This is a genomic window from Terriglobales bacterium (assembly GCA_035691485.1).
Lineage (GTDB): Bacteria > Acidobacteriota > Terriglobia > Terriglobales > Acidobacteriaceae > JAIQGF01.
In genome coordinates this window covers 58,447-80,130 of sequence record DASSIZ010000033.1, presented here as the reverse complement: position 1 = coordinate 80,130, position 21,684 = coordinate 58,447, and the positions used below count along the sequence as shown (strand labels likewise).

Sequence of the window (21,684 nt, the reverse complement as noted above, 5' to 3'; positions counted from 1 at the left end):
AGTCCGGTTCCACTTCTCTAGCGCAGGGATTGTTCGACTTCGTCGATCCAGTCGGGGCGCTTGAGGACCTCGCGTGGCTTGGGACCGTCCGCCGCGCCGACGATGCCGTCCTTCTCCATCAGGTCGATCAGATGCGCCGCCCGTCCGTAGCCGATGCGCAGGCGTCGCTGCAGCAGGGAAGTGCTGGCCTTGCCGAACTCCAGGACCAGGCGCACAGCATCCTCGAAGAGTTCGTCGTTTTCGTCGTCCGCTCCACCCGCGGCGCCTGAGTTGCCGCCTTCCGCCTTGCCGTTTTCGTCCTTGGGCGCCTCCAGGAATTTGTCCTGGTACTGCGCCAGGGCCTGTGACTTCCAGAACTCAACCGCGGCGGATATCTCCTTCTCGGTAACAAACGGCGCGTGCAGACGATGCACTCGCGCCGAGCCGGACGGAAGGTAAAGCATGTCGCCGCGTCCGAGTAGGGCCTCGGCGCCATTGGCGTCGAGAATGGTACGCGAGTCAACCTTGGTGGCGACGCGGAACGAGATGCGCGCCGGGAAGTTGGCCTTGATCAGGCCGGTGATGACGTCCACCGACGGACGCTGCGTCGCCAGTACCAGGTGAATGCCGACGGCGCGCGCCATCTGCGCCAGGCGAGTAACGGATTCCTCGACGTTGTTGCCGTCCAGCATCATCAGGTCGGCGAGTTCGTCGATGATGATGACGATGGAGGGAATCGGGCCTTCGCGCTCCTCGTTGTTGTCGAAAAGGCTCGGCGTGCTGCCCTCGAACAGCTTGTTGAACTGCTCGATGTTGCGCACCCCTTTTTCGGCGAGCAGCTTGAGCCGGCGCTCCATCTCGCGCACCGCGTTGCGCAACGCATTGGCGGCGAGCTTGGGCTCGGTGATGATCGGGGTGTAGAGGTGCGGCACGCCTTCGTAGACGCCGAGTTCGAGGCGCTTCGGATCCACCAGGATCAGGCGGACCTGCTCCGGGGTCGCCTTGTACAAGATGGACATGATCATGGCGTTGATGGCCACGCTCTTGCCCGACCCCGTGGAGCCGGCTATCAGCAGGTGCGGCATGGTGGCAAGATCGGCGACCACCAGCCGGCCATTGATGTCTTTGCCCAGGGACAGGGTCAGCTTCGATTTGCCGGCCAGAAAATCGTGTGACTCGACGCACTCGCGCAGCCAGATGGTCTCGCGTTCGCGGTTGGGCACCTGGATGCCGACCGTGGACTTGCCCGCCATGCGCTCAATCAGGATGCTCTCCGCCCGCAGCGCCAGGCAGAGGTCGTCACAAAGGCTGGTAATGCGGCTGTACTTGATGCCCGCTTCCGGCTTGAGCTCGAAGGTGGTGACAACCGGGCCGGGGTTGATCTGCGTGACTGAGCCATGCACGTCGAACTCGGCGCACTTCTGGGTCAGCACGCTGGCCAGGGTTTTCAGTTCGTCTTCGTTGATCGCCTGCTGCTCGTCGGGGCGGTGCAGCAGCGCGCTGGAAGGCAGTTTGAAACCGCCGGCAATCTTGGGCAGCGTCGTCTTCGCCTTCTGGTTCGTGTCAGCGCGCTCGGAGACTTCCGGAGATGGTGGAGCAGCGGAATCGATGGGCTGATTGAGGACCGCCGAAATGGGCTCGATTTCCTGCTCCGGTGATTCGACTTCTTTCTCGATGCCGGTTTTTGCCGGTTCGCTAGGCACGCGCTTGGCCGGCACCAGTTGGGCGCTGACCACCGGCTTCTGCTGCGCGCGCCGCTTCTCCAATTGTTTTTGCGCCTTGACCTTGGCGCGAGCGGCACGCCAGTCCTGGAAACGATCGCGCAGCGCGAAAGCGAAGGCAAACCGGGTCTCCAGCCACAGTCGAAGCGCGCCGAAAGAAAACGCCGTCGAGAGATAAAGCGCGACCGCAATCGCGCTGGCGCAAACCAGGTAAGCGCCGATCAGGTTGAAGAAGTGGATCAGAACGTCGGCCACCACTCGTCCGAGCAGGCCCTCCACCGGGATGGCATGCAGCCATCGCCAATGCCACGGCAGCAGTCCCAGAAAAGCCGACGCGAACACGAGCAGGGAAGCGGCGCCGAGAAAGCGCGCGCCGGGGGATTCAATTTTCCGAGAGCGGAACCAGCGTATGCCGAGCAGGCAGAGATATACGGGCACGAGGAAAGCGGCCACCCCGGCCAACTGGAGCAGGAGATCACTTCCGTAAGCGCCGGCGATGCCGATCCAGTTGCGCGATGGACGCGAGGGCAGCGGGGCGGAAGAGGTGTTGAACGATGGATCGAGGGGAGAATACGACGCGATGGCGAGGAAAAGGAGGAGCGCGGAGACGAGCAAAAGAAAGCCCACCAGCTCGTTGAGCCGGCGATTGTTCGTCGGGGTGAACACCCGGGGAAAAAACGTCATGAGGCGTATCGCGAGTTGCGATAGCCAGAGCAGGGGAATTATGGCAGGTTTTCGAGAAATGCGGTGATGAAATTTCGTGGAGGTAACCGGAGGCGCAAGACGCGCCGTGCCGACAAATTCAAGCGCCTGACTTGAGAATCCAGATGAAGACCACCGCGCCTAAAATGATGCGGTAAATGGCAAAGGGGGCAAACCCGCGCTGGCGCACCCAGCGCATGAACCAGGCAACCACCACGTAAGCGACGATGAAAGACACGACGAAACCGAGGAGCAGGACGACCCATTCTTCCGTAGTCCTGGGAGCGACGCCGATTTCCCCACCGACGCCGGGCTTGTGGCGCAGCGATTTCAGCAGGTCGTACCCGGTGGCGGCGATCATGGTGGGGATCGAAACCAGGAACGAGAATTCCAGTGCTGCTGGACGTGACATGCCGGCCAGTTGTCCGGCGCCGATGGTGGACATGGAGCGCGAAGTGCCAGGGAACACGGCCGACAGAATCTGGCACGCGCCAATCCAGATGGACTGAGCCAGCGTCATCTGGTACACGGTTTCGGTGCGATGTCCGCCGGCGGCAGCACCGAGCGATTGCGCCGAACGAGAGTTGGCGGGAACCACGCGCGGCTCGCCATAGATTGCGTCCACAATCCACATGACGATGCCGCCGACAATCAGCGCCGCCCCCATCACGTAAAGGCTCTCCAGATTCTTGCCGATGACTTTGGTCAGAAAGTACGCCGGGCCTGCGGTCACCACGAAGGCCACACCGGTCAGGGTAACGGGATGGTTCCAGAAGTTATGCCGGCCATCAGGACCTTCCGGAAACGTCCGGATGAACTCCGCCAGGCGCGAACGAAAGTAGATAGGCAGGCACAGGATGGCGCCCAGTTGGATGACGATGGAGTACATCTTCCAGTAACCGCTGGCGAGATCCAGACCCATGGCGCGTTCCACGATGCGCAGGTGAGCGGTAGAGCTGACGGGAAGAAACTCAGTGAGGCCTTCCACGATGCCAAGCAAGATGGAGAGAAGGTAATGGTTCAACGAAAGCTCCCTGCAAGAGGTTTCACGTTCCGCGTTTCAAGTATCGCGTTGGAAGAATGCAACGAAGGCTTGGCAGGTTCAAGTGTTTCAAGCGCTACGTCTCAAGTTTCACGTTTAATGTAGGGCCTCACGAACTCAGGTTGTTCGACCTCGTGAAACCGGAAATGTCATTCCACTGCACTTCCGTAGGTGGGGATTCCTTGCTCCAATTTATATAACAAGGTTTGCGCGCGGTCGGCCCAATCGCTCTGCGGAAAATTACTGATGATGCGCTGGGCGAGGGCGGCGGCTTTCGCTTTGGCGTCGCCGATGTGGTTCGTTTTGCCTTCGCTCTTGTACAACTCGATCAGCGCGGAGCGGCGATAGGCGGCGTTGAAGAGGGCCTCGGCGGCAACCGGCGATTGCGGGTGCTCGTTGGCGTATTTCTCGTACACCTCGGCTTCTTTCTCCGGACATTTGGATTCGCCCTGCCAATCCCCGCAGATCTTGTTGTCGAGCAGGTGGTACTCGGCAAGCTCGGCCCACTTCGTGTGGGGAAATTTCTTGATGACTTGCTTCATCAGCTCTTCATCGATGCCGGAGAGCCGGTTGCGCGGATCGCCTTTCCCTGAAGGACGGCCGAACAGGTCAGCGCGATCGATCTGCCAGCGGATATCGGCAGCCCGGTAGAGAGCTTCGCCTGCGACCGGCGATTGTGGGAAGTACTCGGCGGTGCGGTAGTACAGGCGGAGGGCTTCCTTATCGGCGCCCTTGCGACCGCCGCGCCGGCTCGCTTCTTGTTCACTGGCCACGGCTTCACCAAACAGGACCTTGTCGCCGTTGGGGGTGGAGGCGCGAACGATGCCCTTATCGAGGATCCAGCCGGTGACGTCCCGCCCCTCGCTGATCTCGGTGGGCTCCGAGATACTGGCCAGAACGTGCGCCCACTCGCGTGACTTCTCCAGCACGGCGACTTCTCGGCCTCGATCGATGGTGGCGAGCCGGGCGGAAGAGGCGTCCGGCGACAGATAAATTTGCGCCACGCGGACCATGACGCCGCGTTCGGTGGCAGCCGCGAAGCTCAACTGCGCAACCGCCACCATGGAGATCAGGAGAAGAAAGCGAAACTTCATGTGAGCTCCTGGAACAATTCGATTCTAGCAGCAGAAAAAGAACGTAGGAAAACCTCAGAGCCCCGCGCTTCCATCCGCGAGCACGCGGGAGAGCAGCGCGGGATCGATGTTGCCGCCGCTGATGACGGCGACTGATTTTTGCGACGCCGGAAGTTGAGGCCGGCGAAACAGAAAGGCTGCGAAGGTGACCGCGCCGCTCGGTTCGGCGACAAGCTTCGCATTCACCGCGAGGAGACGAATGGCTTCCAGGATTTCAGGCTCTGTCACGGTGACAATGTCGTCCACGAAACGGCAAATATGTTCGAAGTTGATTTCTCCGACGGATTGCGTGCGCAGGCCATCGGCAAGGGTGCGCGAAGTCTGGTCGGCGGAAATTTCAATGATGTGACCGGCGCGGAAGCTGGCCTGTGCGTCGGAGGCGAGTTCGGGTTCGACCCCGATGATTTTTGCTTTGCAGCCGCCAAGCTTGATGGCGGTAGCAACGCCGCTGATCAGGCCTCCGCCCCCGACGGGTACCAGAATCGTGCCGGCGTCGGGAAGGTCCGCGAAAATTTCCAGGCCAGTGGTGCCGGCGCCGGCGATGATCTTTTCGTCGTTGTATGGAGGAATGATGACGTAGCCGTGCTGCGCCGCCAGTTCCTCCGCTTTCGCCTTGCGTTCTGAGCTGGCTGGACCGACGAAGACAATCTCGGCGCCGAGCGCGCGCGTGCTGTCGATCTTGATCTGGGGCGCGTTGCTCGGCATGACAATGACAGACTTCACGCCGAGCGCGCGGGCCGCGTAGGCGACACCCTGGGCGTGATTGCCGCTGGAGTAACTGATGACGCCGTGTCCGCGCTCGCCCGCCGAAAGCGAAGCTATCTTGTTGTAGGCCCCGCGCAGTTTGAAGGACCCGATAGGCTGGAAGCTTTCGGGCTTCAGGTAGAGTTCGCGGCCGGGTTGCTGTTGCGGGAAGGGAAGCAGCGGCGTTCGCACCGCCAATCCGCGAAGCCGGGATGCGGCAAGCTCGATGTCGTCAAGCTGGACCATCGCCCGCAATTATATTGGCTGCTGATTTTCAGGAACCGACCACGAGTTGAGGATGGGCTACCCGTGGCTGCCCGCTCAAGCCTTCTCCTGGCTTGAGTGGAAAATAAGAACCGCTCGAGCAGATCGCCAAATTTGACAACCTTTTCCCGTCGCCTCTAATCTAACCCCAGCGAAGAAAAGGCGAATCTCCCGCCGCCTCTCGAGTTTCCCGTGATTACCCTGCCGCTGCTGGAAGAATGCGAGCCCACATCGTCTCTGGTCGGAATCGCGCGCCTGGCCGCCGAAGGCCAGTCAATCTCAGGGGGCCACGACGTCGAATTCTTCACCCTGGCCTCGCGATCGCTGCTCAACCGCTGCACGGCGGCGCGCATGCCGTTCACCTGGACCATCAATCCCTACCGCGGTTGCGAGTTTGCCTGCAAGTACTGCTACGCGCGATATACGCACGAGTTCATGGAAATGCGCGACGGTGTGGATTTTGAGCGCAAGATTTACGTCAAGCAACGCGCCGCGGAGTTGCTGAAGCGTGACCTGCGCAAGGTCAAGGCAGGCGAGGAAATCGCGATTGGAACAGCGACTGATCCCTATCAGCCGGCCGAGCGGAAGTTCGGCGTCACGCGGACAATCCTGGAGGTGTTTGCCGGCCTCGCGGGCTTCGACATCGGCATTGTCACCAAGTCGGACCTGGTGCTGCGCGATACGGAGTTGCTGCGTGCGGTGGCGAGTCGTAACCAGTTGTTCGTCAACGTGACAATAACCACCTTGAACACAGATCTCGCCAGGATTCTCGAGCCGCGAGCGCCGCGTCCCGACCTGCGGCTTGGGGCGGTGCAGAAGCTGAGCCAGGCGGGAGTGCCGGCGGGCGTGATCTGCGCTCCGGTCGTGCCGGGAATCACGGACTCCACGCGCGACCTGGATGCATTGGTGAAGGCGACGAAAGAAGCCGGCGGTCAGTACATTTTTGCCAACGCCTTATTTCTGAAACCGTGCTCGGCGGCGATTTTCCTGCCGTGGCTGAAGCAGGAGTTTCCGCACCTCGTCCAGACTTATCACGATCGTTACGGGGACCGCGCCTATCTCGGGCCCGCGTACCGCAAGCGCATTTCGCAATTGATGGCGCGGTTGCGGCGGAAGCATGGCATCGGCGCGCTGAATTCCAAGAATTCCCAAACCACCCACGCGCGGGACGGCTTCCCGCCGGCTGCTTCCGACGCCAGCACGAAGACGCCGCCGTTCCAAGCGCAGCTGAGTCTGTTCTAACCTGCGCGCGTCTACGCCGCTTTAGTGCGGCGAGCGGACTGTTGAATTTCAAGGGGCAGACCCGGATCCATAAGCGCAGCCCCACCATCGACGTGAATTAATTGTCCTGTCACCCAAGCCGCCTGTTCCGAGCACATCATGATCACCGCTTTGCCGACGTCGGCCGGCGTGCCCAGCCGCCCCATCGGTGTCCATCCTTGCTGGTGCCAGTCGCGAATGGCGTCTTGCGCAGACGACGGCAGACTGTTGAGCACGCTGTCCTCGATCCATCCCGGGCTCAAGGCATTGACGGTGATTTGCCGGTCCGCCAGCGCGACAGCGAAATAGCGGCACAGTACTTCCAGCGCTGCCTTCGCCGCGCCCATCGCAACCCATGGCTGCCAACTGCCGTAAATTCCTCCAGGCGCGTACGTGATCGCGATGATGCGGCCGCCGTCGGGCATGAATGGGATGGCCTCACGCACGCCAACCAGGAACGCGGTGGCTTGCGAATGCAGAGCCGTCTCCCACTGTTGCAGCGTGATCTCCAGCGGGCCGGAATAAAAAGTAGGAGGCTCGGTGCGGGCATTGTGGACCAGTACGTCGAGCGCGCAAAACTCGCGTTTCACATCCTGGAACAACCGGCGTATTTCTTCCGTGCTGCGGATGTCAGCCTGCACCGTGAAGCCGTCGCCGCCAAGTTCCCGTATTTTGGCCAACGTGTCATTGGCCGCCTTCTCATTCTGAAAATAGTGGACGGCGACGTTCGCTCCTTGTTGCGCTAGGGCGAGCGCGATTCCGCGTCCAATGCCGCGCGAACTTCCGGTGACGAGCGCATGTTTTCCTCTGAGAGACATGGTCACCCCCTTTCGGATGGGGGGCGAATGTTAGGTCTGCATCTTGCTACTGTCAACCGCGGAAGCTGTCACGGACCTGGCGGAAGGGCACTGAAACTGAGCGGCGGGGAGAGAGTCAGGGTGGTGCGACGCTCGTCGTGTCTTTGGCGGAAGTGGGTCATGGCGCGCCGGCCCCAGGTGCGAACAAAGTAGTAGTTGAGCGTGCCGCCGATAGCGGAGCTGACGACGGGAATCACACGACCGGCCCAGCGCTCCACAACCTCGCCGCTGGCCTGCAGCGCAATGCGCTGGATCACGCGCGGAACGAAGCGGTTTACCACTTCTTTTTCCAACAACTCGCGGCTGATGTCCACACCGGCGGCGGTGGCGGCGGCTACCCACAAGTCGGCGACCTCGGAATCGGTCGCGAATGGAAAGCCGTAAATCAGGCTGAGCTTCTGGATCGTGCGGATGGTAATGCCGGCCAGGATGCTCAGGTCAGGCACGATGGTCAGCAACCCGCCAAGACCGAAGCCCGCACCTTCGACGGCGGCAATCTTCATGCCGGAACGAACCACGTCAACTGCGATCCGGTCGAGCTGTTCTACCGGAACCGAGAAGACGCCGCCGTAGGTGCTGATCGGTAATCCGTAACCGGTACGCAGCTGCAGAAGGAAATTTTGCGGGTCCACTTTGACGGTGTCATAGGCTTGGGTTAGGCCACGACGCAGTCCTTCCTCCGCGCGCAAGCGGAGCCAGGATTTTTTCTCGATTGGCATTGTGTTCAGGATAACAGCGTTTCTTTAACGAAGAATGCAGAATGAAAAATGCAGATTGCACTACTGTCGCGTCCGTTCATTTTTCATTCTTAGCTCTTCATTCCGCATTGCAAGTTGCTGTCGCAGCATCACGATCACTCGCTGTGTGCTAGCATCTCATCTCAAACCATGCCTGCTGGAAAGCTCCATGTCGTGCCGCTCGGGGGACTCGGCGAGTTCGGGATGAACTGCATGGCCTTGCGTTGGGGCGATGACATCATTGTGATCGATGCCGGGCTCATGTTCCCGGAGATGGAATTGCTGGGGGTGGACATTGTCGTACCCGACATTAGCTACCTCACGCAAAACCGGCAGCACGTGAAGGCGATCGTGCTGACCCACGGCCACGAGGACCACATCGGCGCTTTGCCGTGGATCCTGTCGGAGTTGAACGTGCCTGTCTATGGCACCGAGTTCACGCTGGCATACGTGGAGGACAAGCTCGACGAACACGAGTTGCTCGACGATGCCACTCTGATCGAAATGCGCCCCGGCGAGACCGTCACTCTAGGTCCCTTTAAGATCAAGCCCATCCACGTGACGCATTCGCTGGTGGACTGCGTGTCGCTGGCCATCCACACCCCACTTGGGGTCATTATTCACACCGGCGACTTCAAGGTGGATCCCACTCCCACCGACAACAAGCTATTCGACCTGCACACCTTTGCCGAGTACGGCAAGGAAGGCGTGCTCGCGCTGTTCCAGGATTCGACCAACGTCGAACGTCCTGGGCACACGCCCAGCGAGCGCGCCGTGGGGCGCAGGTTTGACGAAGTGTTCGGGCGCACGTCGCGTCGGCTGTTCATCTCCTGCTTTTCCTCCTCCATCCATCGCATCAAGCTGGCGATCGACATGGCGTACCAGCACCGGCGCAAGGTGGCGCTGGTGGGGCGCAGCATGAACGACTCCACCGAGATCGCGCAGGACCTCGGGTATATCGAAGTGCCCGACGGCCTGTTGATTCATCCGGGCGAGATCAAGAACTTTGCGCCGGAGCGAGTGATGGTGCTGATCAGCGGCACCCAGGGCGAGCCCATGTCCGGCCTGTCGCGTGCCGCAGTCGACAATCACAAGCACGCCAAGATCGAGCCCGGGGACACGGTGGTGCTGTCGTCCCGCATCATTCCGGGCAACGAAAAATCCATTTACCGGATGATTGACCACCTCTACCGGCGCGGCGCCAACGTCATTTATGAAGACGGATCGTATCCGCCCGTTCATGTGAGCGGTCACGCCAGCCAGGAGGAGCTGAAGCTGCTCATCAACCTGGTGAAGCCGCGCTACTTCATTCCCATCCACGGCGAGTACCGCCAGCTGAAACGCCATGCCGACCTGGCCGCGAGCATGATCGGCGCGGTCGGCTCGGTGATGATGATCGAGAGCGGCGACGTGCTGGAATTCGATGAGCTGGGGGCGCGAAAGAACGGACGAGTGCCGGTGGGCCGGATCTGCATTGATTCCGGGTCCCGCGGCGATGTCGTGGAGGATCTGATCATCAAGGACCGGCGGCATCTCAGCGAGGATGGCATCGTGCTGCCGATCATCGCCATCAACAAGTTGACCGGGCAGATCGAATCGTCGCCGGAAATCGTGATGCGCGGCTTTGCCGCCGCGGGCGCCGACAACGGGCTCATGACCGAGGCGCGCCAGATCATCATGGATACCCTGGAGCACTCGACCGAGGAAGAAAAGCGCGATTGGGGCGTGATCAAGGAGAAAATCCGGCAGGACCTGAAGCGCTTCATTGTGAAGAATACCCAGCGACGCCCGCTGATCATGCCCGTGATCCTGGAGATTTAGGCGTAGCCAATTGGGTGGTTACCTCGGTACTGTCGCATTGCTCAAGGGAGTGATTGACAGACGGCCTTCAACAAAGGTACTGTCGGGGTATTGATGGAAGCGATTTTGAACCGCACGTTGCCAATCCGCCGCGTTGCCCCAGCGCTGGCGCCGGCGTGCGGGCTTGTCTCGACAACAACAGCGACAATTACAACAGCCGGCACAGGAGCGCTCGGCGGATGAAGTAGTTCAGGCAATTCAAGTTTTGAAAAGCCACCATCCGCCGGACGCGGAGGTGGCTTTCGTGTTTTGTGCGACGCATATTGGCCGGATTTGAAGGGGCGCGGCTTTCGCCGCGCCGCCCCGGCCCGTAAATCTGGCGGCTTAGCCGCTGATGGGTAGTGAAACGATGAGCCTAATAACGATGAAATTCGGAGGAACGTCAGTCGGGTCGGCGGAGCGCATTCGCCAGGCGGCGGAAATCGTGCGCGATGCCCGGCGCGATCATGCCCTGGTGGTGGTCATCTCGGCGCTCAGTGGGATCACCGATCTCATCATCGCCGCGGCCAACGACGCTTGCGCCGGAAACAACGCCTGTCTCGAGGAACACCTCAAGCAGGTTGAACGGCGGCATGATCAGGTAATCGGGGAGCTCTTCTCCGGCGAAAGCCGCGCCTGCGTCCAAGCCGAGGTCGCGACCGTTCTCAACGACCTGCGGGAATTTTGCGGCGCCCTTTTGAAGTTCCGCGCGGTAACGCCGCAGTTGCTTGATGTCGCGCTGCCCATGGGCGAGCGGATGTCGGCGCCCATTGTCGCAGCCGCGCTGCGCCAGCTTGGCGTCAACGGGAAAGCCTTCGACTCCAAGGAATTTCTGATCACCAACGAAAATTTCGGCGACGCCGTTCCCGACATGGACGCCACGGCGCGCTTGAGCGGCGAACGGTTGCTGCCATTCGTCAACCAGGGTGGCGTGCCGGTGGTCACCGGCTATCAGGGCGGGACGGCGGCCGGGCAGGCGACGACCTTGGGCCGCGGCGGTTCCGACTATTCGGCCACGATCCTCGGCGCCGCGCTGAACTGTGACGAGATCTGGATCTGGACCGATGTTGACGGTGTCATGAGCGCTGATCCGCGTATCTGTCCCGACGCCACGATCCTTCCGGAAATCACTTTTGCCGAAGCCATCGAGATGTCCTACTACGGCGCCAAGGTGGTCCACCGCAAGGCGGTCCGCCCGGCTATGGAACGCGGTATCCCGGTGCTGATCAAGAACTCCTTTCGCCCGGATGTTGAAGGGACGCGTATTGCCGCTCAGGCGCAACGCAACGGTCACGTGGTGAAGGCCGTCACCGCGGTTCATCCGGCGGCGCTGCTCACGCTGACGGTTCCCAACGTCGGACATTTCGAAGATCTTTTCGGCCGCCTTTTCCTCAGCCTCGGCCACGAGCGTATTGACGTCCTGTTCTCGACTCACTCGTCTTCGGAAAACGCGCTTGGCCTCGTATTTCGCGAGCAGGACCTGGAGCGCGCGTTGGCCGCCGCCGATCGCGTCTTCCGCACCGAAATCAAGCACAGCGTGATGGCGCCGATCGCGGTACAGCGCGATATCGCGGTCATCGCGGTGCTCGGCGAAACGATGAAAGGAAAATGCGGCGTGCTGGCGCGCTTGTTCACCGCCGTTGCGCGCTGCAACGTCAGCGTGATTGCGGTGGCGCAGGGCGCCAGCGAACTGAACATTTGCTTTGCCGTGTCGGCGGCTTCGGTCCCGGTGGTGGTTCGGAGCGTGCACGATGAATTCCTGCGCCAAGCCGCCGATCCGCTTCACGCGCATCGATCGGGAGATGACGATGAAAAATACTTCGCCAGCCGCTGCTGTTCCTGAAAATGCGGCAGCGCGGGTTCGCTGTTTTCTCTGCCACGCAGTCCAGGCGGAAGTGCGGCCGGACTTTCGCTGTGCCGAATGCGGCGGACTAGTGGAGGTCGTGTACCCGTGTCAGACTTCTTCCGCAATCGAACTTAAGCAGTTGTGGCGAGAGCGGAAGATGTCAGGCTTGCCCGCTGACCGCAGCGGGGTATGGCGTTTCCGGGAGTTGCTGCCCATTGTTCAAGCAATGGATGAAGTGGTCACCCTCGCCGAGGGCAACACGCCTCTCTATCCCATGTCCCAGGCCGCGCGCCGCCTCGGAATGAAGACTTTGCTGGCCAAGCACCAGGGAATGAATCCGACCGGGTCCTTCAAGGACACCGGCATGACTGCGGCGCTGTCGGTGGCGCGCGAGCGCGGGTACCGGTGGGTGGCATGCGCGTCGACGGGAAATACCTCGGCATCGATGGCGGCCTATGCGGCGCGCGCCGGAATGCGTGCCCTGGTGCTGATCCCGGAAGGAAAAATCGCTTGGGGAAAATTGTCGCAGGCGCTGGAATACGGTGCGGTGACGCTGCAGCTGCGGGCCGACTTCGATGGTTGCATGAAGGTTGTCACCGAACTGGTTCGAAGAGTGAAGATTTATCTGTTGAACTCAATTAACCCGTACCGTCTTGAAGGCCAGAAAACCGCCGCCGTCGAAATGATGGAGCAGTTGGATTGGAAAGCGCCCGACCACATCATTGTGCCGGGAGGAAACCTGGGTAACTCCTCGGCTCTCGGCAAAGGCTTGTTGGAAATGCACCGGCTGGGCTTGATCGCTCGCCTGCCGAAGCTCTCCGTCGTGCAGGCCGAGGGGGCAAACCCGCTGTACCGCTCCATGCGTGAAACCGGCGGGAGGGAACTGACGGCGGTCCGCGCTGAGACCATGGCGACCGCAATTCGCATCGGCAATCCGGCCTCGTGGCAAAAGGCGGTCTCGGTCTTGAACCAGACCGGCGGCGCGTGCGAGCAGGTAAGCGAGGAAGAAATCGCATTGGCGAAAGCGGCGATCGGCGCCGAAGGTCTGGGGTGTGAGCCGGCGTCAGCGGTCACCTTGGCTGGACTCAAGAAGCTGTTGCGCAGCGGCTTCGTCGATCCCAACGACACGGTAGTGCTGGTTTTGACGGGGCATGTCCTGAAAGATCCCGAATACAGCCTCAAGTTTCACGCGGGAGAGTTGTTTGGCGGAGCCGCGCAGCTCAGCGGCTGGCGCCGGCCGCCCGTCCCCGTAGATGCGGACGTGGAGAAAGTAATGGCGGTCATCCAGCAAATGCAGGGGGAAGCATGAGTGAAGTTGGCAAAAACGGAGCGGGGGCGAATCGCGGTTCCCGGCCCCGCGCGATCCAGATCAAGCTGCCGGCCAGTTCGGCCAATCTGGGCCCGGCCTTCGATTCGGCGGCGATGGCGCTGGATCTTCACCTGCATGTGCGCGCGGAAGTGGCGGGCGCATTTGCCGTGGAGGCGCGTGGGCGTGATGCTGCTTTCTGCAGTAAGGCCAATGGCAATCTTATCCTCGATACTTACCGCGAGGTTCTCAAGAGCGCCGGCGTAGCCTGCTCGCCTTTGGTCCTGTCTGTGGACAACGAAATCCCCGTCGGAAAGGGTTGCGGCTCATCCGCGGCAGCGCGATTGGCGGGCATCGCGCTGGCAGTGCACTTCGGCCGGCTGAACTGGACGGAGGAGCAGATCCTCGACGAAGCCACCCGGCGTGAAGGTCATCCCGACAACGCAGCGGCATGTTGGCTCGGTGGGCTGGTCATCGTGCAATCCAACCGCGATCAGCAGGGCAGGCGCGTACACCCGGTTCGGCTCGAAGTGGCCCGCGATTGGCCCATGCTGCTGGTGCTTTCCCCCGGTGGACTGCCGACCGGCAAATCACGCGCCCTTGTGCCCATGCTTTATGGCAGGGAAGTTGTCGTGGCCAATCTGCAAAGCGCGATGGCACTGGTCGCGGCCTACACGTTGGGGCGCGAAGCGCTTTTCGCGACCGCGCAGCACGACGCGCTGCATCAGCCCTATCGCGCCAAGGCATGTCCGCTGTTGCCATGCCTGCAACCGCTGGCGGGCAGCGCGGGAATCCTGGCCGTGACTTTGAGTGGCGCAGGCAGTTCGGTGGTCCTCACCTTGCGCGAAGCCGCGTCGCAGCAGCAGGTGCGCGAAGCGGTCTGCGAGCGCATGCGGGCCGCAAATCTCGAAGGCGAATTGGTGTTTACAAGGATGGCTACCCAAGGGGCGTGCTGCGTGGAGCTGCCGGAGCGGGCATCAGCAGGGGAGAGGGCATGAAAACTGTGAATGTGGGGATTGTCGGATTTGGAACCATCGGGCAAGCGACTGCGCAACTGCTGGCTGCCAACGCCGCCAGTATTGAAGAGCGTAGCGGCGTGCGTCTGGCCGTTAAGGCGGTGTGCCGGCGCTCCGCGCTCGCGGCCGATGCTATTCCCGCAGGCGCGCGCAACTGCGCCGCCTGGCAGGAAGTCGTGGATGCCGCCGATGTGGACATCGTGGTGGAAACCATGGGCGGCAATGGCACCGCGCAGGAGGTCGTCAAGAGCGCGTTGCTGGCCGGCAAGCCGGTGGTGACTGCGAACAAGAGCTTGATTGCCGGCCACGGCGACGAAATTCTTTCGCTCGCTCACGAGCGCGGTCTTCCGGTCGGAATCGAAGCTACCACCGCCGGCGGGATTCCCATCATCCGTGCCCTGCGCCGGACCGCCACCAGCGATCGCATCTCCAGAATTTACGGGGTGCTGAATGGGACGGTGAATTACATCCTCAGCCGCATGGAGAGCGACGCCCTGGAATTTGGCGCCGCCTTGGCGGAGGCGCAGCGGTCAGGTTACGCCGAAGCCGACCCCGGTCTCGATATCGACGGTATCGACGCCCGGGAAAAGCTGTGCATCCTGGCGCGCATGGCCTTCAATTTGCGCCTTCATCCGGAGGATATTCCGACCACCGGCGTCCGCCACATTTCCCAGGTGGACCTGCAATATGCGCGGCGCCTGGGCGGGCGCATTCGCCTGGTGGGAGCCGCCGAGCGCCAGGACGAAGGAATGGCAGTGACGGTTCGCCCATGGCTGGTGCCGCACAACTCCATGCTCGGCAAAGTGGAAGGCGTTTTCAATGCCGTCTTTGTTGAAGGCGAACGCAGCGGGACTCAGATGTTTTATGGCCGGGGCGCCGGCGGCGACGCCACCAGTACGGCGGTGGTCGCCGACTTAATTGGCATCGCGCAGGCCATGGAAGGCAAGACTTCGGGAAGAGGACCGATGCCCGGTTTCGGCCCGATTTCAGCGTTGCCGCTTGCCGCTTGCGGCACCACTTCCGAGTGGTATCTTCGGCTGACCGTGCGCGACCATCCCGGAATTATCGCCAAGGTGGCGTCGGTGCTCGCCGAACTCGGCATCAACATCGATTCCGTGCTGCAGGAGCCGCACCTGCCCAAGGAACGCCTCTCCTTCGTCATCACCGTGGAGGCGGTCACGGAATGCACCATCCGCAACGCCATCGCGCAAATCAATGAATTCGAGTTTCTGACGGAACCGGTGTTGCTGATGCGAATCTTCGCAGGCTAGGCGGCGCGGGCAAAGTCGGCCAGGGTCTCGACACGCGCCAGGAAGTACTCCAGTTTCTCCTCGGGCCACAAAAGGCCGCGGCAGTAGGTACGCGGCAATGGCCGATTGACAGACACCAGCACGCCAACAATCTGGTCAGGATGCTTTTCCTGGATTTCGTCGCAGAACTCAGCCGCGCGGCGGATGTCTTTGTGAACCGCAACCAGGACGATGAGGTAACGTCCGGGTCTCCACAGTTCCCGTGCCTGCTCTACAGTACCGGCAACTTCGACGCTCAGGCCGCGTCGCACCAGGAGCTTGGCGCGGGCCCTTCGCTTGGAGGTGCTGTCATCCAGCAGAAGGATGATTCCCCTATCTTTGCCGTCACGTCGGTGTGGTTTTGCTCGAATCGCGATCATACTGGCGCCGTCCCGAAGCGGTTAATTATGCAAAGGCGACGGCCGCAGAGCCAGCGCCGACCTCTGCCACGGTAATAGATGCACATTTTGTTACTTCGGCGGCGGTTCGGGCGGCTTCTCAAACAATTTCGCATTCACGCCAGGGTTAACCTGGTAGGTCTCAATCTGTTCCTTCGCGCTGGGCTGACCATTCTCGGTGATGGTGCGTTGGAATGGCACCTTGATGCCATCCACCGCGCGCCAATCCGAGTAGCTGATCACGCGCTCGACGGGTCCCCGCTGCCCGGCATCCCGGTAGGAAACCTGCAACAAGCGCGCGCTCTGCGGCTCCAGCGCCCACTTAACGGCAATACCGTTTCCCCAAACGTTGACCTCCTGTGCCTCGGTATTGCCGATATTTACGGTTCCGCCGAGGGTGAATACGTATGCGGGATCGCCGGCGTGCTGCGCGATGGCAAGCCATTCGCGCTTCAGGTTGTTCAAACGATCTTGCTTCAACGACGACGGCATGTCATGCGTGCCCGCTCCCGGCATCGTCATGAACGACGACGAGGGAGACACCACGATCACCATCTCACCCGGCATCTGTTCGGCGGTGACCGCGGCGCGCAGTTTGTCGGGGAATTCAATGGTCAGGTCGTTGTTGAAGGTGATGGCGCCCTGCGGCGACTGTTGCGTGCTGACAAGCTTCTGGTGGACCGCCTTCACTCCATCGAGCTTGGTGGCGCCACCGATCGAGGTGACAAACTTCTGCACCAGGTCGCGGGCTTTCGGGTCGGACTTCGACGGCGTGCTCGGTCCGGCGTTGGCCGGCGCGCCGGGCGCCGGGATGGAGATGTCAATCGTCGTTACCGGCCCCAGCGACGACAGCGGCTTGGCGAATTCAGCCTGGTTGCCGACCACCAGCACCGCGAATTGTTGCGGGTGAATGTACTTCTGTGCGACGCGGTTGGCCTCTGCAGGCGTGGTCTGCTCGATGCCGGCATGATAGCGCTGCAGAAAGTCGGCGGGATAACCGTGGAACTCGTACAGCATTCGTTCGCCCAGGACCTTGTCCTTGGAATCAAAATGGAAGATGAAGCGGTTGAGGATTGAGTCCTTCGCCTCGCGAACCTCCTCGGCGGTGATGGGCTGGTCGGTGCGGATGCCTTTCAGTTCCGCGTAGAGGGCCTGGATGGCATCTACCGTGGTCGGACTCTTGGTTCCCATGGCAATGCGCGCTATGCCGGGATGGCTGAACGCGGAGCCAATGCCTCCCCCCACCGAGTAAGCCAATCCCTTCTCCGTGCGGATCGTCTTGAACAACCGTGAAGCGAAACCGCCGCCCAGCACTTCGTTCATCACATCCAGCGAAAAGTAATCGGGATTGTTGCGCTGGATCCCGAGCGTGACCATGCGAATCTCGCTCTGCGTTACATCCGTCTTCTCGATGTAATAGAGCCCAGGCTTGGGATCGTGAAATTGAATTTCCCCTTTGGGCGGCACCGGCGCCTGGGGCCAGGAATCAAAAGCTTGGTGCAGCCGGCGTTCCATGGCGGCAGGGTCAAAGTCGCCGAAAATACCCAGAATAATATTGTTCGGATGAACGAAGGTGGCGTGCCACTTTACGAGATCTTCGCGGGTGATCGCGGCAACGGTCGAATACTCCGGGATCCGCGCGTAGGGATTGTCACGGCCGTAGGCGAGGCGGACGGATTCCCGCCCCGCAATTTCCCCGACATCATCGTTGCGGCGCGCGATGTCGGTATTCATCTGTGTCTTCGCCAATTCGAGTTTGTCGGGGCGAAACGCAGGCTCGCGTAACACTTCAAGGAAAACCGGGAACACTTCGTCGAGCTTGTCCTTAAGGCAATCAAAACTAATGGTCGTGGAATCGGCGCCACCCCCGGTTTCTACCTTGGCGGCACGGGTTTCCAGGAAATCATCGAGCTCATCGCCGGTGCGTTTGGTGGTGCCGCCGGTACGCCACACCGCGCCGTAGGCTTCCACCAGCCCGACCTTCTCGGCGGGTTCCTGGATCGATCCGCCGCGAATCCGCATCGTGCCGCCGACCACCGGAAGCTCATGGTCTACCTGCAGAAAAATGATCATTCCGTTCGCCAGCTGGATGCGCCGCGGCTCCTGGGGATGGAATGGCGGTAACGGCGGGATGGGAATCTGCTTCCAGGTGGCGGACGGTCCGCCGGTGCCGGGCTTGTTGGTCTTCGCGCCCGTGGGCGCATGCGTCGTCGGCTTGGGCGAGGGCTTCTGCGTTGCCATTTGTGTCCAAGCGGCGGGTGCAACCCACAACACCAAAGCCAGAGCAGTTGCACGGAAGAGATGCTTATGCTGGGCGCTAAACCGGAGGAGCGTGAAACGTGAAACGTGAAATTCGAGACCTGGTTTCATGGCTTCTCCTCCGGTTTTTGCGCCGGAGCGGCGCCTGCCATCCTGGTGCTCTCGATGATGCCCACAGTGCGATTCGCCGGCACGAACGTCTTGTTGGCGACGCGGCGAATGTCCGACTTGGATACTTTGTCGTAACGCTCCAGCTGCCGGAAAAGCTCGCGCCAATCACCGAAGCGCGCCTGGAACGTCGCCAGTTGCGCCGCCAGCCCAGAGTTGTTGCCCAGGCCGCGGATCAGATCCGCCTTGGCGCGCGTCTTGAACATCGCCAGCTCCTCGTCGCTTACATCGGCGGTTTTCAGCCGCTCGATTTCCGCTCGGATCGCGTCGCGAACCTCGTCGTTCGTGTGCCCCGGAGTGGGCACCGCGTAGAAGGCAAACAAGTGCGGATACTTGCTTCCCGGCCAGCCGCTGAAGCCGGCTGATTCGGCGGCTATTTTCTTGTCGCGAACCAGCGCGCGATAAAGCCGCGAGGTGCGTCCATTCGACATGATGTCGGAGATTGCATCGTAAACCGCATCGTCAGGGTCCCGGTAGTCGGGCCGGTGATAGCCTTCGATGTACAGCGGCTGCGCGGTTTCGCTGAGGACGACGCGGCGCTCGGCCTGCTGGGGTGGCTCCGTCGTCGGGTCTTCAGTCGGAAGCGGCGCCTTCGGCAGGCGGCCAAAATACTTTTCCATGATCGGCAGCGCTTGTGCTGCCTTGATGTCGCCGACTGCGGCGACCACCATGTTTGCGGGAACGTAATAGACATGGAAAAAGTGTTCGGCGTCGGTCGCGGAGAACCGCCGCAGGTCGGAAGCCCACCCGATCGTCGGCCGGTGGTAAGGATGTGCGATGAATGCGGAGGCGATGAACTGCTCGATCAGGCGGCCGACCGGGTTGCTCTCGGTGCTCATGCGCCGCTCCTCAAAGACGACGTCGCGCTCCTTGTAGAACTCGCGCATGACCGGTTCTATGAACCGCTCTGATTCCAGGTATGCCCACAACTGCAGCCGGTTCGACGGGAATGAATAGTAGTAGACCGTCTGGTCGTCGCTGGTCTGGGCGTTCATGCCCACGCCGCCGTTCTCCTCGATGATCTGGGGATAGGCATTGCGTACCACGTACTTGTCCGCTTGATGGATGGCATCCTGCCAAGCTTTTTCCAGTTCGGCGACCTTCTTGTCGTCGCGGCCGACACGCCTTTCCGCCTCGTGGATGTAAGCGGCGTAAGCCTCTTCGACTTTCTGCAGCGCAACTTTTTCTGCCGGCCAATTGGTGGTGCCGATCGTGGTTGTCCCCTTGAACGCCATGTGCTCGAACATGTGCGCCAGGCCGGTTTCATCCTTCGGGTCCTGCACCGACCCTGCGTCTACCATGGTGTAGCCGGAGAAAACCGGTGCCTCGGGACGTTCCATCACCAGCAGCGTCAGTCCGTTGGCAAGCTTGCGGACGGTCACGCGCTTTTCAAACGACGCAACATCCTGACCGTGAAGCGGAACCGAGATGAAGACGAGGGAAGCGGAAAACGAGAAAAGGAAGGCGAACAGACACGAGAACAGCCTTCGCATGCGACCTCCGTACAGCAATCACAAAACTTACGCCGCGGCTGAAATGGCTGTCAAACCGGCAGGAAATGAAATTGTCAGAGGTCGAAGACTCGGTAGGCGCGGGGCGGGTCCTCCGCCTGCAGCAACCCGAGCGCGACGTTGTATACCGGGACGCCGCCTACGGTCTTGCCTTCGGCCGTGCCGTGATGTGCGTGACCGTGCACGATCAGGTCGGCGCCGTGGCGGTCTACGACCTCCGCCATGCGCGAAGTGCCGAGATAAGGAAAGATTTCCGGCGCCTCGCCTTTTACCGTCGCCACGATCGGCGCATAGTGCAGGATGACGACTCGCTTGTTCGTCCTCAGCTGAGAAAGTGCGCGCTCCAGTTTCAGGCTCTCGTCAATTGCTGCCTGGACAATGGCTTTGACCTCGCGCTCTCCGAATGCGGTGAGCACGCCCCGCCCAAACCCTCCGATGAAGCCCTTGGTGCCGGCAAAGCCCACGCCGTCGCGTTCGTAGCCGGTGCCGTCCAGGATCTTGATGCCCTCGGTGGCCATCATCTTCATCAGCTCCTGTTCCTGGCAGCTCTCGTAATCATGGTTGCCGAGCACGGCAATGATGGGAATGCGCAGGCGGACCAGCAGGTTCAGCAGCGGCTCCATCTCGCTCGTCTTGCCGTAATTGGTCAGGTCTCCGGCCACGATCAGGACGTCGGCTTCATCGCGCACGCGTTCGATATGGGGGCGGATGTGCTCCCAAACCGGCGGGTTGAAATGTAGATCAGCGGTGGCAGCGACTCTCATCTTCCTCTTGCGGCGCTTTTTGTGGATCGGTTCTACGCCGCCGGCTCCAGCTTGGGCATGCGTTTGGCGCGGTAGACCTCCAGCAGGTCTTCCATGCCCCATTCGTTGACGTCGATGGCGAACATCTTCGGATCAATCAGGCTGCCGCGGAACAGCGGACGCTCGCCGGGCTGGTCCAGCGCTTTGCCCAGGCGGCCCAGCAAATCGTCCCACACCCATCGCGGCACAAAATCGGAGTGCGCCGGATAAACATAATGAAAGAGGATCAGGTCCCAGAACAGCATCTCCCAATGTTGGCCGACAAGGCCGAGCAGCCGATGCCAGTCAAGGCTGCCTTTTGCGCTGAAAACGACATGCGCGATATCAGCTCCATCGAAGCGCTCGCGGCGTGTCACGAAAATCTTGGAAGCAATCAGTTCCTCGCGCGCCAGCACTTTGACGGGGACACCGAAACTCTCCGACGGCACGCCGCGCTCAATCCACGACTGGTCCACGACGATCACCGCGTTACTCATGCCGGTAATCAGGTCCACGTAGTATTCGCCGCGGTGGGCTTTCGCCAGCCAGACCGGGTCGGTAACCTGGGTTTCAAAGCCCTCTTCTTTCAAGGAGCGGAGGGCGGCATCCACGTGCTCGGCGCATAGAAAAAGGTCCAGGTCCTTGGTGTCGCGGCAGATCCCGGTGTGCAATTGGAGCGCGGCGGCACCGGATACCACGTAGGGAACACCCGTATCGTTCAAGTGCTGCAGGACGCCACGGAACAGCTTCACCTGCTCGGGTGCGAAGTCCGGCGGCATGGACGAGCTGACGGGGAGCGTCTTTTCCTCTGTGCCTGGCACAGAGCATTGG

The 21,684-nt window shown here is 61.3% G+C and carries 17 protein-coding genes; 6 read left to right on the top strand and 11 right to left on the bottom strand.

Features of this window, described 5'->3' with window-relative positions:
• Positions 1-17: 17 nt before the first annotated feature.
• The 4 genes from VFI82_04465 to VFI82_04450 all read right to left on the bottom strand — a co-directional run bounded on the left by VFI82_04465 (position 18) and on the right by VFI82_04450 (position 5,567).
• Complete coding sequence (locus tag VFI82_04465) at positions 18-2,384, bottom strand: DNA translocase FtsK 4TM domain-containing protein (GenBank protein ID HET7183912.1); 2,367 nt, start codon at positions 2,382-2,384, stop codon at positions 18-20.
• 118 nt (positions 2,385-2,502) lie between these two features.
• On the bottom strand, positions 2,503-3,426 hold the full coding sequence (locus VFI82_04460) for an undecaprenyl-diphosphate phosphatase (GenBank protein HET7183911.1): 924 nt from the start codon (positions 3,424-3,426) through the stop codon (positions 2,503-2,505).
• A 167-nt stretch (positions 3,427-3,593) separates the two neighbouring features.
• Complete coding sequence (locus VFI82_04455) at positions 3,594-4,538, bottom strand: hypothetical protein (protein ID HET7183910.1); 945 nt, start codon at positions 4,536-4,538, stop codon at positions 3,594-3,596.
• A 54-nt stretch (positions 4,539-4,592) separates the two neighbouring features.
• Complete coding sequence (locus VFI82_04450; GenBank protein ID HET7183909.1) at positions 4,593-5,567, bottom strand: threonine/serine dehydratase; 975 nt, start codon at positions 5,565-5,567, stop codon at positions 4,593-4,595.
• 210 nt (positions 5,568-5,777) lie between these two features.
• Here VFI82_04450 and VFI82_04445 point away from each other — a divergent pair, with 210 nt between their 5' ends.
• The gene (locus VFI82_04445) at positions 5,778-6,827 is read left to right on the top strand and encodes a radical SAM protein (protein ID HET7183908.1); all 1,050 of its coding nucleotides are present in this window, start codon (positions 5,778-5,780) and stop codon (positions 6,825-6,827) included.
• 11 nt (positions 6,828-6,838) lie between these two features.
• Here VFI82_04445 and VFI82_04440 read toward each other — a convergent pair whose 3' ends face one another.
• Positions 6,839-7,663, bottom strand: a complete 825-nt coding sequence (locus tag VFI82_04440; protein HET7183907.1) for an SDR family oxidoreductase — start codon at positions 7,661-7,663, stop codon at positions 6,839-6,841.
• A gap of 68 nt (positions 7,664-7,731) precedes the next feature.
• Positions 7,732-8,421: an EcsC family protein gene (locus tag VFI82_04435; protein HET7183906.1), complete on the bottom strand. Its 690-nt coding sequence runs from the start codon at positions 8,419-8,421 to the stop codon at positions 7,732-7,734.
• Between the two features lie 168 nt (positions 8,422-8,589).
• Between VFI82_04435 and VFI82_04430 the strand changes: the two genes are divergently transcribed.
• The 5 genes from VFI82_04430 (at position 8,590) to VFI82_04410 (ending at position 15,717) form a co-directional block, all read left to right on the top strand.
• On the top strand, positions 8,590-10,260 hold the full coding sequence (locus VFI82_04430; GenBank protein HET7183905.1) for a ribonuclease J: 1,671 nt from the start codon (positions 8,590-8,592) through the stop codon (positions 10,258-10,260).
• 373 nt (positions 10,261-10,633) lie between these two features.
• Positions 10,634-12,121: an aspartate kinase gene (locus VFI82_04425; protein ID HET7183904.1), complete on the top strand. Its 1,488-nt coding sequence runs from the start codon at positions 10,634-10,636 to the stop codon at positions 12,119-12,121.
• Between the two features lie 160 nt (positions 12,122-12,281).
• Positions 12,282-13,433 (top strand): threonine synthase, encoded by a 1,152-nt coding sequence (gene thrC / locus VFI82_04420; protein ID HET7183903.1) that lies wholly within the window; start codon positions 12,282-12,284, stop codon positions 13,431-13,433.
• Positions 13,430-14,428: a homoserine kinase gene (gene thrB / locus VFI82_04415; protein HET7183902.1), complete on the top strand. Its 999-nt coding sequence runs from the start codon at positions 13,430-13,432 to the stop codon at positions 14,426-14,428. The genes thrC and thrB overlap by 4 nt, the downstream gene beginning before the upstream one ends.
• Positions 14,425-15,717: a homoserine dehydrogenase gene (locus VFI82_04410; protein ID HET7183901.1), complete on the top strand. Its 1,293-nt coding sequence runs from the start codon at positions 14,425-14,427 to the stop codon at positions 15,715-15,717. Before thrB ends, VFI82_04410 begins: the two co-directional genes overlap by 4 nt.
• On the opposite strand, the gene VFI82_04405 is transcribed toward VFI82_04410, so the two are convergent.
• The 5 genes from VFI82_04405 to VFI82_04385 form a co-directional block, all read right to left on the bottom strand.
• Positions 15,714-16,115 carry a hypothetical protein gene (locus tag VFI82_04405; protein HET7183900.1) on the bottom strand — a complete coding sequence of 134 codons (402 nt, stop codon included), beginning with the start codon at positions 16,113-16,115 and terminating at the stop codon, positions 15,714-15,716. The two genes, VFI82_04410 and VFI82_04405, sit on opposite strands and share 4 nt — an antisense overlap.
• Before the next feature lie 90 nt (positions 16,116-16,205).
• Entirely contained in the window at positions 16,206-18,374 is a 2,169-nt protein-coding gene (locus VFI82_04400) for a pitrilysin family protein (GenBank protein HET7183899.1), read from the bottom strand.
• 125 nt (positions 18,375-18,499) lie between these two features.
• Entirely contained in the window at positions 18,500-20,053 is a 1,554-nt protein-coding gene (locus VFI82_04395; GenBank protein HET7183898.1) for a pitrilysin family protein, read from the bottom strand.
• A 74-nt stretch (positions 20,054-20,127) separates the two neighbouring features.
• On the bottom strand, positions 20,128-20,835 hold the full coding sequence (locus VFI82_04390) for a metallophosphoesterase (protein HET7183897.1): 708 nt from the start codon (positions 20,833-20,835) through the stop codon (positions 20,128-20,130).
• 32 nt (positions 20,836-20,867) lie between these two features.
• A complete protein-coding gene (locus VFI82_04385; GenBank protein ID HET7183896.1) occupies positions 20,868-21,674 on the bottom strand; it encodes a nucleotidyltransferase in 807 nt (268 codons plus the stop codon).
• Positions 21,675-21,684 lie beyond the last annotated feature (10 nt).